The sequence below is a fragment of the Verrucomicrobiota bacterium genome, assembly GCA_037139415.1.
Lineage (GTDB): Bacteria > Verrucomicrobiota > Verrucomicrobiia > Limisphaerales > Fontisphaeraceae > JBAXGN01.
The window spans coordinates 20,025-33,249 of sequence record JBAXGN010000036.1; the positions used below are offsets into that span (position 1 = coordinate 20,025).

Genomic DNA, 13,225 nt, shown 5'->3' on the forward strand with positions numbered 1-13,225 from the left:
ATTTAAAACCATTAACCTAATTTTACCATGAAAAAAGTTATTTTGAGCGGTGGAAGGCTGTTGGGTCGCCTGGCCATGTTGATCCTTCTGGTAGTTGGTGCGGCTTGGGAGACAAGCGGTGCCACGTCATTTATCGAGGGGTATAGTGGGTTCAAGCCAGCGGATACTGGTGTGGACACCGATGGCAATACCTATGTGGTCGGGACTCAGAACGGCATCGGCACCATGAAAAAATATGATTCGAGCGGCGCTTTGATTTTTAGCCGTCCGTTAACGAATGCAGTTGGTGCAATCACGCCCAAAAGGATGAAAGTCGCTCCCGGTGGCAAGATTTATATCATGACGCAGGACAGCGTTTATAATGCCAACTACGAAAGTTCTTTGTTAGGTGGTAAATTTACCCCAACCGGTAGTGTTGCGCTAAATGGCATCACCTACTTTCCTGAGATGGTGAATAACCAATTGGTTGGGACGGTTTACATGTGTGGCATGATCGGCGGGCGGTCAATTGTCATCAAAGCCGCCGCAGACTTAAGCGCTGAGACAACGCGCACAACGTATGGTGGCATCAGCATCAGTATTTTTGGTATTACCATAACCTTCCCGGGATTCGTCACCACAGCGGATGACTTGGTCGTGGATGATGCGGGGAATGTTTATGTGGGCGGCGCCATGGGAGCCTATGCACCAGGGTTGGTCACTGCGGATTTTGGTAATTTCAACTTGGCGAACGGCTGGTTGCTGACCAAATACGTGGCTAATGGCAATTTGGGAAGGATTGACAGCCTGAGCAAAGTGGACCAACTGGAAAGCAACCCGGCCAATGTTAGCAGCAAGTCAGCTTGGTACTCGGATAAGATTGACATCTCGGGCGGCGGAGATAACTATGCGATTATCGCCAGAGGTAAAATCTTCCTGCCGGAAACCGGTGAATATACCTTCTATGCAAATACGGACGATGGTTCGGCCTTTTTTGTGGATGGAAACTCGGTCTATAAGGATGACACATCACATGGGCCGAAGGAGTTCTCAGGAAAAGTGACTTTAAGTTCCGGAATGCATGATGCGGAATTCCGCTACTTCAACGGAGGCGATGGCGCGGTTGGCCAATTAAATTATTCGTCACCCGGCGATAGCAACAAGGTCTTTTTATCATCCGTCAAAGTGACCGGCCAGTCCGCTTATGTGTTCAAATTAGACAAAGGTCTGACCACCATGCAGTCCTACTTTGTTCCCTCGATGGTGCCCAGCAGTGGGGGCGAGTACACGCGTATGGCGTATGCGGCGGGGTGGATTTATGCGGCAGGTCATTGGATTGGAAAAGTTGAAGGAGATGGCATTCTACTGGATAAGGCTGAAGGAACAGACATTGAAATCGTACGCTTGGATACCAACTGCAGGATGTCAGGTCGTGCTACCGTCAAGGGCGCATCAGACCAAATAGTTCATGGGTTGAGCGCTGATGAGGATGGTTATGTTTATGTTACGGGAAGTTTTGGGCCTGGCTCAGTGAATCTGATCGGCAGCAACGATCGCACCAAAGTTCGCGGCCAACCGGATGGCCGGTTTAAGAATATCTCCGCCTCACAACAGAGCCGCTTTATCGCCAAGCTCGATGGCGACATGAATTTCCAATGGGTAAACAGCCCCATGACGGTTCCCGGCACGCCACCTGCGTTTGATACGACGGCTTTGGATACGATTGTCTGCTGGAATCCGATCGTGGGCAGAACATTTTGGGCAGGTTCTTTTGTAAACGGCACTCTCACATTGGGGGAAAAGGATTCCTTGGTAGCCATTCCGGCAACTGGGATGCAAGGTTTTGTTGCCGTCATTGATCCGGATGGCACTTACACGGAACGGGTGGATTTGACCATCGTCTCTCAATACGGGAAGAGTGGGAGCCAGGTGCTTCCGTTTGGCGGCCCTCCTGACATTCCGGTGACGCAAGCGGTCATTAAAGATTCCCAGGTTGTTGCCTCCGTGCCCAAATATATTTATCGGGATCTCTATAATAATGAGTTGCCCAATCCCTCGCAAGCAACGATTGAGCAACAAGCGCAAATCCGGTTTTCGGCTACGGGATATTCACTGGATGACGGAAAGATCACTGGGACTACCGAAGCGTACACGTTCCGGGTGACCCAGGATACCAAACTGATCTTCAAATGGGCTACGGAATACGCCCTGACGATCAACAGTGACTTGACTGGGACACGTGGAACCACTGGCGGGCTGACTTCGGATGCCTCAGGCAGTCCCAACCCCATCGTCAAAAAGCATTGGATATTGAAAGACGAATTGGTGGCACCGCAGATTGATGGTTCAGTGGTGGATATGAGCAGCAGCACGCTGGCGGGCCTCACGCGGTACATTGTGACGGGCTATGATGCTTGGGGGCCCCCTAACACTTGGGCATCTCCTTCGGACTACTCAACAACATTTTTCTCGTTCCCTAGCATTGAAAGCCGACAGCAAATCACGCAATTCGCCATGCGGAGTCCGGGTGGAATCACGTATCGATGGAAACGGCAAAATGCCGTGCAGATGACTACAGTGAGTTATCCGTTATCAGGACTGCCTTTGGTGCATGTTACCTATAACCCCCCGTCTGCATTGCAACCGCAGCAGGATGGGTTTGGTAGCGGCACATTTTGGTATGACGAGCATACCGGTGTCCAAGTTGGCACGATTCAAAAGCGTGACCTGAAGCAACTAAAAGGATGGTACAACGGTGACGGAGCCTACTTTCCATCACAAGGCACCACGAACGATCTCAGCAGCTTCACCATTAATGGCCAGTATTATCTTGGGAAGATCATCAAAGACATGGTTAGCCCTGCCCGTGCGATTTGGGATTATGGCGAAAGAATTTTTGTCCAGACGAACTTTATCGGTAACCCTGTGAAATTGGACATAGCCACCATCAATGATTCGGGGATTCTGGGGCGCATGCAAACCAGCACTGCTCCCCCTGATGCTGAAATCATTGTGGAAAACGGCCCCGCAGGCAGTACAACCAAAGACATGGCTGTCTGGGATGATGGCGGAAAAAAACTGTATCCACTACGCCCGGGCCAATTGCTTGTCTCTTGGAGGACGACGGATGCGGACGCGACGTCGCGCGTTTTTACGCGCGTATATATACAGTATCCGCCCCTGCCACATTATCGTCATGTGGCCAGCACACCCGTGGTAAACCTGGATCCCGATCCAACTGATAGTATCGCGTTCAAAGAAATCAAATACTCTGAAAACGGTGCCACAGTCCTTAACTCCACCGGCTTCAATGCGAGTCAGGCAGGACGTTCGGTTCTCCTGTTTACCGAGACGGTGCGTGGCCGCGGCACGCCTGTGACAACGTATCGGGTTCGGGTCGTGGAAACCAAGTTGTATTCGCAAACATTGGGAGCAATCCAGACGGCGACCATCGGCACCAAAGTCACCAGTTCATACGATACCGCCGGGTTGGACACGGGTTATGTATTTTACCCCAATGCCCGTTACAATCCCTATATTTACGACCGCCAGAATGTGAAAGGGCCGATCATCCCGGTTAACCAGGAGTATGAGCAGAATATTGAGAATAAGCTGATTGTGGTTTGGTATGAAAATCGCGATAAAATTCTCTGGCCCTACCAGGCGGTCCGTTACGCGCCGCAATGGCCCACACCTGGCAATGGATTAAACCGTATTGTCATCGCCAGCCGCTTCGGCAGCGAAAGTGTCGCGGACGATGGCACTGACCAGATTATTTCTCCGGCCATGACGGTGGGCACGAATGTCATTCCGGCGGAAACAACTTTTAACCCAGCCCGGTTCCAGCAGGCTAAAATATATAACCAGCCGGATCGCACCAAGCCGGGGTACAATCCCAACGAAGAACATGGCGTCATGGCTCCGTCGTTGCGTTACGCGGCAGTTTCTCCGCGTCCGTTGGCAGCGTATGCGTTGCGGGATAACGATTTGAATTTGACTTCACGCGATTCGAGTTATACCTCGGACCCCTACGTGCTGGTGCAGTACTTGGATACTTATAATAATGAGTATAAAATGCAGGTTTTCAACGTGGTGCGGAAAGCGTCCAATCAAAATGTCGGCGCGCTCAATTATTACTATGATTTTGAGTTGTCCATGAACGCCGGAGAGCCGGTGATACCGTTCTATCCGCTGGTGCAGGTGATCGGCGCCCAACCCAGCCCAGCCACGTATGGTCGGGATGGGATGCCTACTGTCCAAAAGACCTTTTGGAAAGATCACAAGGGCACCGGTTGGGCCATTTCCGGCGATGGATATTTTTACAATTATTTCTATTATCCACTGTCCACGGATTTCTGGTGGCCCCCGCAGGATAACAAAGTTCCCGGTGACGCGGTAGCGTGGTTGCCGAACCAAGCGGGATACACCAACGAGTTTTTTGATGCGGATATCAATGGAAACGCATTCGACTATAACCGAAATGACATGATACCACCTTCCCAGCAGGTGAAATACAATACGAAATGGCCGGCGATAACTCCGGTTCTGAAAGTTGGCGAAACCCTTACTTTTTCTGGAGGTGAAGTCCGAGCTGATTCCCCCACGACACAAATTATCAACGATCAGGGGCAGGTCCAATTGATTGACACTCCAGGATTGCCCGGGGTAGTCGCATGGGCAGCGGGTGAAGTTGTGTATGACTCGCTGAACCCTGTGATGGATGATCAACGGATTTTCGATAAATATACGGTTCGTCTTTATCAAGCATTGGAGGAGCGCACGGTAACGCTGACTTTTGACAAATTCCCAATCGCCTTGGCACCGGCTGGTGGACGTTCCCGAGTCAAGGGCATCAGTTATGTGTTTAATGAGTTACCTGCCTCATTGCAGAAGCGTGTGTATTATGACCCAATCCGCGGCAAACTATGCATGAAAGGATTCTTGAATGACAAGGATATTGCCGATTCAACCTTAACTGCCTCACCACCTGCGGTTTATGTGTTGGAGCCCAACATTATGACGCGCGCCGAGTTAGACGCTCTCGTGAATTTGGCTCCAGACAACAGTGATTGGACAGGTGCGGCCCTGGCGCTTGGCAAGTTATGTCGCAATCCAAACCTGTTGGATCGTGGAAATAATGGTGCCCTCGATGACACCTACTATCCCGGTTTGGGGAAAGCGGATGATGACTATCGCGTCGGCATTGAACAAAAAATCATGCGGGACGTGAATGGCATACCCATCAAGACTACCAACGCTTATGGCATCGTAACCATTAAACGCTATCAATCCAAGGCGTCGCCGATGCAGGCCTTGGGGCCCGGATTGGCGATGTTTACCAATCCCGACTTTATGGACCCACTGTCCCGGACGCCCGACATTAGTTACGTCACGGTGGCAGAGAACAACAGTGACAGTTTGGGATCGTCACCCGTCGCGCTACATATCATAAAAGTGGACAAAACTCAACGGTATCGCGGGGCGATTAAGACCATTCTCTCAGATAATGTTTTTGATGAGAATATTGTGCTGAGGCATACGGGTGATTTTGGTGCCAATGCGGACGCACTCGTCTTTGAGTGGTGGTATCGGCCAGAAGATGGCACGGATGCGCTGACTCCTGAACGGGCGGCGTCTCCCAACCCGTGGAAGGTATTCGCCGATCCTAGTGGGAAACGGGGTCAAGGATACTACCAGATCACCTTGAAGGGCAATCCCAGCGCGCCGGAGGCGCTGCTGGCCGACACTTGGTTCTATGTGCGTTATCGCCACGTCAACGATAACGTGAACGGTGCCGATTGGGAAGTGCCGCAACCCACAGGTGCCTCGACTCTGCCCTATCAATGGGCCGGCGCAGGTAATTCCTCGCCAAATGATTTGAACGGGGATGGATTGCCGGATTACCAACCGCAATTGGCGCAAGGTTGGGTTAAACGGGTGCTGGATGCGGTCAACCCGTACGAGGCGCGCATCACCAGCTTTGATGGTGACGCTCCCGCAACCTATTCGAGCATGATACAGCAGTTTGGCGCTCGTTTTGAGGGACCGGTGGCGCTGAATCCAGACAAGAACGTCATCGAAAATGTGGGGTTAATTGAATTGTACGAAACCGTTTTTGATCGCGCCAAGAGTTTAAGTGTTGACTTGTCAACGCCGGTATCCACTCCCGCTATCGCCAACGCTTTGCAATTAGCCGCCACCCGGTTGTTGGATTTTTATGTGCTGGAAGGCAATGAAGCGTATTCGGATGCAATGAATCCCACCATCTCGTATGGCAGTTCTACCATTGACAACGGGCATTTTAATTCATCGGTATTCGCCTTTGAAAATATGGTAGCCAGCCTGTCGGAAGAGGAATTGGGGTTGCTACGCGGCTTGGATTCCAGCAAGGCACGTCCAGTTTATAACCGGCTCTTTTGGAATTTCACCAAAGGTGAGGGCGAAGCAGCATATGCGGTAAATTACAATATCACCGACGTGAACAACGACGGCTACATTAACGAAAAGGACGCCATGATTCTCTATCCGCAAGGCCATGGCGATGCCTGGGGTCATTTCCTGACGGCGATGAAATATGATTATGAGTTGTTGCGTCACCCATATTTCAACTGGGTTTCCCGTTCGGAATTTTACAATTTGATGGACATTGTTATTCCGGTGGATTTTCTGGATGAGCGAAAGTTTGCGCAAGCCGCCGCCATCAAAGCCAAGGTCGGAACCGAAGTGCTCAATCTGACATATCGGTCCAAGTATGTGGAGGATCCCACAGGACAGTGGCAGGGATATACGGACGTGAACTCGTATCGCAGTTGGGGCGTCGAGGAGTGGGCGCGCCGCACTGGCCAAGGAACTTATTTTGACTGGGTGACCGCCAACGCACTGTTGCCTGCTCAACATCCCAATACTAATCTTACTGGAATCGCCAAGGTGGATCGCACCACGGTGACCGATATTAGCTTGATTGCGGGTAATCTAAAGGCCGTTCAGCAGAAAATGGACGAAGCCAATGCCGGATTGAACCCGCTGGGGCTGTCTGGGAATGTGGTTCCTTTCGATCTGTATCCGTACTTTACGATTACCGGTGGCGGAGTGGATGGGCAGACGCACTTCGAGCAAATCTTTGATCGGGCATTGGGGGCACTGCAAAATGCCTCGGTCATTTTTGAGAACGCCTGCCAGATCAATAATCAAATACGCCAAGTGGCCAACAACACAGCGGATTTCAAAAAACAAGTCAGCGAACAGGATTTGGCGTATCGCAATCAGTTAATCGAGATTTTTGGCACGCCCTATGATGGCACAATTGGCTCCGGAAAACCATACCCGGCGGGCTATCAAGGGCCTGACACAATGTTATATATGTATGCGGACGTGCGTACCGTTGATGATACTACGGTGCCTCATATAACCATGGATTTTTCAAATAATTACGTCAATGCTACAATGGGTAGTTCTGGCACTACGATCATGAATATACCCAATAGTTTCCGGCAACAGTTTGCTCCGGACTTGGCGGATAATTCCATCACGAATTTTTTCGCCTCCTCAGTCAACTGGACTGATTTTTCAAACAACCCAAACGTTCCATTGCAAAACATGAACCTGCCTGTCATGGCACGCGGCTACACCTTCCAAGCCCCGCCGGACTGGGGCCAGCGGGGCAGCGTGGGACAACTGCAATCAATGATTAATCAAATGCTGCAGGCAGAGGCGGATTTGGCAATTGCGATTGACGACTGGGACGGTACTCAAAGTGGCTTGATAACTTCCATGCAGGGCATTCTGGCCCAATACGATATGGATAATGCCATGCGGGATCGCATGCAAACCCGACTGAACCGGGATATTGGCTTCATGGCTTCCGCTTATAGTCTGCGCGTGGCGCAAAAAATCGCCGATTTCATCGCGGATGCCACCGATTCAACCGCCAAAGACATCGCGGATGCGTTGTCAACGCATTTGCCCACTGTTGGCTTGGCTGTGTCGCCAGGAACGGCAGCAGAACCTGCTGGCGCAGTGATCAAGGCCGCTGCATCCACCGTCAATGGAATCGCCAAAATTGCCTCAGCCGCGCTTGAGGCTATTGCCGACGGGTTGGATATGGGGCGCGAAATTGAAGACATGAATGCGGAACTCGATATTGACAAGATGCAACGGGATTATGATTTGAAGATGGCGCTGGCGCAAATTGAACAAGATTTGGGCTCCGAGAAAACTAAGCGTGTGGCGATATTTAAGCAAATTCAAGTGTTGCGCGATTTGTCGGACCAGTATCGCGCCAAACTGTCGGAAGGAGTGCGGCTCATGAATGAACGCAACGACTTCAATAAGAAGACTGCCGCCATGGCTCAACAGAACCGATATCACGACATGACTTTCCGCGTCGCCCGTAATGCCGCGCTGGAAAAATATCGTTCCGCATTTGATCTGGCGGCGCGCTATGTATATCTGGCCGCCAAGGCGTATGATTATGACACCAATCTGGACCCCAATGACGCCGGTTCACCCATTGCATTATTGGCTGATATCGTTCAGCAACGGTCCCTCGGACTGTTGACCACGGCGGCGGATGGGTCTGCTGCGCCTTCGCTGGGAGCTGAAGGTTTAGCCAAGGATCTTGCGTGGTTGAAGGCTAATTACGCCGTGCTCAAAACCCAGTTGGGAATCAATAATCCGCAACTGGAAACGGCGACCTTCTCTCTTTGCGAGGAACTTTTCCGAGCAAATAGTGGTACGATATCAAATGTGCTCAGCGATCCCAGGTTTTATCGCACCAACTTGTGGTCGGTACCTGAATTTCGCACCTACTGTCGTTCATTTGCGCCTGAATCAGCCGGTCCGCAGCCTGGCTTGGTGATTCCGTTCAGTACGCAAATCAGATCGGGCAAGAACTTATTCGGGTGGCCATTGGGGCCGGGTGATGGTTCCTATGACCCGAGTTTATTCGCCACTCGGGTCAGTGCTGCCAGTGTCTGGTTTGCGGGTTACCGCACCGATGCGCTCGCTCGCACCCCCCGGGTATATCTGGTGCCGGTTGGCACGGATATCATGACGGTACCTAATAACCGCAACATGAATGTGCGCTTGTGGCAGGTTTTGGATCAAAGGATACCAGTACCCTTGCCCTCCATCACTTCCAGCCTGAATGATCCAACTTGGAAACCGCTTACCGATAGTCTGAGTGCTCCCTTCGGGGAAACTCGCCAGTTCTCAAGCTTCCTGGCTTATGGATTCGCAGGCGACGATGCTGGGACGATGCCGACCATGGATTCGCGATTGGTCGGACGATCGGTTTGGAATACGCGTTGGTTGCTGATTATCCCAGGGGCCACACTGGGGGCTGATGCCAATGCAAGCTTGCAGACTTTCGTGGGAAGCCTCCACGACATTAAGCTGGTGATTAACACCTTCGCATTCTCTGGTAACTAAAACTTTTTAACGCTGCCCAACATGAAAGCAACAAATACTTTTCAAATGTGCCGCGGGTTGGTCCTCACCAGCCTTCACCGTCTGACGCTGACTCTGGTTTATGTGTTTTGTGCCATGGCCACTTATGCAGGACTGCCCGAGCCTGACAGTGTGGTCTATGGTAAAATCATCAACCGTACCACCGGACAACCTTTTCTGGTAACCACCGGCTCCGTGGTGTGGGTGATGCAATCTCCAGTGGGACAAATGCTTACCTTTACGGGACAATTGTCTGCTTTGAACAATGGCCAGTTTTCGTATCGGCTCAAGGTGCCGCACCAGGCGTTTATCACCGGACTATCAGTGGACCCGGGCAGTGTCTCCTTAATGGCCCAAGTCAGCCGCTATACCCATGTGCAAATCACCGTCAACGGTTCTCAAGCGCGCATTTTAACTCCCAACGGAAATCAGATGCAAGTTTCCCAACCCAATCGAGCAGCCACTTTTCGTGTGGATCTCGAAATATTTGATCATCTTTCTGATTCCACAGGTTCCGGCATTCCCGACTGGTGGTTAGCCAAATACGGCTTGAATCCTGGGGATGCATTGGCTGATCCGGACGGTGACGGGCTCAATAATTTGGCGGAGTTCAAACGAGGAACCAATCCGTTGCACGATGACCGTGCCCCCTCGCTGGCAAACGATACACTGTTGGTTTACGCGGATGGTACTAGTGTGGTGGGACTGCGGGCCATTGACGTGGATAGTGCGGCTTCGAATCTGGTGTACCAATTAGGGTCGCTGCCACAAACCGGTGCCCTTTTGCTCCGCAATGCCCAAACTAACCTGAATCACGATGCCATCCTCAAAGTTGGGGATACGTTCACCCAAGCAGACGTCAATAACATGCGTCTGGTCTTCAAACATGGAGTTGGACAGGATGCTGTGGATGACGGGTTCAATGTCTCGTTGCGCGATGAGAATACAAATCATGCGATATGGCAGGCCAGTGTGAATTTGACGGTTTATCGTCCACTGGACACTAACGCTGTTGCGGAAGCTGCCTTGGCTTTGGTCACTCCGGGAACGGTCACTCCCACACTGCTTGCGTTGCCTGCGGACGAGCAGTTGCGCGTAAATAACTATGTGTTGGGACGGGATCAAGGATATGTGATCTATGATGGATTGAATGACATTGCCTCACAGGTTTTGGCTGCGCCAAGCGCTGGATTGACTGCGGCAGCATATCGTTCCAATTATGTCAGGGCTTATGGATTAGACCGCCGACATGTGATTGTCGGAGGTGCCTATTTCAATCAATTAGCGGGTGGCATGGAGCCAGACGTGTTGGTGGTCAATGGAATGGGGGACGTGGTTACCGGCAGTGGTGGGGCCGATCATTTCATTATGTCAGGGAGAGTTGGCAGCAGCAACGTTATCACCGATTTTAATGTGGCTGACGGGGATGTTCTGGATTTATCCCGGGCATTGAGTACCGCTGGTGGGTGGGCAACCAATTTTATCAAACTTACGATCTCGGGAACCAATACGGTGATTGGACTGAATTTGAATGGCACTGGCACCTACTACACCAATGCGTACATCACGTTAAATGGAGTTCAGTATGATAACAGCACCCTTTATGACTTGGTGCAGAGTGGGGTCATTTTGACAGGGAACAAGGTTTTTACGCCGCGCGTATGTATTGTAGCCACCTCGAATGCCAGTCAAAACGGCTCAGTGGCAGGCGTGTTTACGGTGACGCGTAGTGGTCCATTGACAGATGCGCTTACAGCATCCCTGCAAATCTCTGGGTCTGCGGCGAATGGAACATCCTATCAGTTAATAGCATCTACCATCACGTTCCCGAGCGGAATCAGTTCCATGCCGATACAGGTCATTCCGTATCCCGCATCCGTAATCGTTACGCAGTACGTTCAGATTTCGGTGCTGGATGGCACGAACTACAATGTCGGCAACCCATCCAGTGCGCTGGTCAGCATCGAACCGTTGATGCCACAAGTTTCCATTGAAGCGTTGGAGCTGATCGCGGTCAAAGGGCAATCCGACGGGCTGTTTTTAATTACACGCGCCGGGCCAGCCGAACGCAGCGTGCTGGTGCGGTTAACCATTTCGGGCACGGCTACAGCGGGTACGGACTACGATGCCATCAGTGCGTATGTTAATTTCCAGCCGCAACAAACCACCGCACTACTCACCGTCCACCCTAAAACTACCGCTGGGCTGAATAATGGTTCCAAGTCGGTGGTGATAACCATAAAGCCTGATGCGTCCTACAAAGTCATGCCCCCCGCTTCTGCTGGAGTCGTGATTGTGGATCAAATGATTACGATGGTTTCCTGGCAGCAGCAGAATTTCCCAGCCAGCAGTGCCACCTCTGTCAGCGCCTTCGCCGCAGCGGATACGGGTTCCACAGGCGTCCAAAATCTATACCGGTATGCCTTTGGTTTGAATCCTCTCAATCCGAAGGATTCGAGCGGCCTACCGAAATTCACATATGACAACCACCGGATGTCGGTTTCATTCCGCCGTCCAGTGGCAATTACCGACGTGGACTATTTTGTTGAAGTTTCCAAGGACTTAACAAATTGGAGAAACTCGAATAGTGACGTGCAGAGCGTTCCCTCCAATACCTTATCTGATCCTGAGATGGTAACCTACCAGTCGGCACAGCAGGTGACACCTTCTCAAAATATGTTCATGCGAGTGCGTTTGGTGCAAAAACCTTAAGGAAAAACCGGGGACACCAATGACTTCAGCAATTAATATGCTGCGAAGAATGAAGTTGGCGGTTTACGCCGCTGGCGGTGCCTGCATATTGCTGATGTCAGGTTGTTCCAAGACTTCGGTGGATCCGAATGTTTTGGCCAAAGTGGGTGAAGAGGCCATCACTGTTCGGGATTTTGAGCGGGAAGTCGCATGGCGGCGGCAGTGCAATCGTCCCATCCCGGCAAAAGAAACCCTGCTGGAGGAAATGATTACTCAGCGCACGCTTGTGCAGCAGGCGCGTGCGGCGGGTTTGGAACAAGACATGGAGGTGCGGGAGACCTTGCATAATGTCTTGGTTGATAAACTGAAAGTGCAAAAGTTGCAACCAAAGCAGAAGGCGGTGGAAGTAACGGCCGAGGAAGTCCGGCAACGATACCAGCAAAACCTCGCCCACTACACCACCCCGCCCCAAATGCGATTGGCGACGCTCTATTTGAAGCTGGACTCCTTGATGGAACCCGAGCGGGTAGCAGCGCTCACAAACCAAATGCTGGCGGCTCAGCAGAAGGCTACCCAATTGCCGCCCGCCCTGATGGGGTTCGGCGCGTTAGCCATTGACAATTCCGAAGATCAGTCAAGCCGGTATAAAGGCGGTGATATTGGCTGGTTTAACGAGGGTGAGCCAAGCCGTTGGCCGGAGGAAATCATGAAGGCAGGGTTCTCTCTGAAAAACAATGGCGATGTTAGTGATGTAATACGAACCAGTCACGGGTTGTATGTTGTTCGCCGCGTGGATGCCAGGCCAGGGCGTGTCACTCCACTGGAACAAGTTCAGGATTCCATACGCCGACGGTTGGCCACGGAAAAACGGCAACAGTTGGAGCAAAATTTTATTGCGGAGATCCGGCACGCCCAGCCGGTGACGGTAAACCAGCAGGCATTGGGATCAATCACAGTCGTAACCACTCAACTCGTCAAGAAATCGGATGTAGCGCCACCCGCCATGCCCTGACGTAAATTTTACCAGAACACCTCATGAAAACAATGACACATACAATCATGTCAAACGCGACGAAAGCAATTTTGACAATTTGCTGTTTCCTGGCGT

At 51.5% G+C, this 13,225-nt stretch carries 3 protein-coding genes; all 3 read left to right on the forward strand.

What is annotated here, in order from left to right:
• Positions 1–27 precede the first annotated feature (27 nt).
• The 3 genes from WCO56_08515 (at position 28) to WCO56_08525 (ending at position 13,129) form a co-directional block, all read left to right on the forward strand.
• Positions 28–9,408 carry a PA14 domain-containing protein gene (locus tag WCO56_08515; GenBank protein ID MEI7729603.1) on the forward strand — a complete coding sequence of 3,127 codons (9,381 nt, stop codon included), beginning with the start codon at positions 28–30 and terminating at the stop codon, positions 9,406–9,408.
• A 213-nt stretch (positions 9,409–9,621) separates the two neighbouring features.
• Positions 9,622–12,138 (forward strand): cadherin-like domain-containing protein, encoded by a 2,517-nt coding sequence (locus WCO56_08520; GenBank protein ID MEI7729604.1) that lies wholly within the window; start codon positions 9,622–9,624, stop codon positions 12,136–12,138.
• A gap of 49 nt (positions 12,139–12,187) precedes the next feature.
• Complete coding sequence (locus WCO56_08525; protein ID MEI7729605.1) at positions 12,188–13,129, forward strand: peptidyl-prolyl cis-trans isomerase; 942 nt, start codon at positions 12,188–12,190, stop codon at positions 13,127–13,129.
• Positions 13,130–13,225 lie beyond the last annotated feature (96 nt).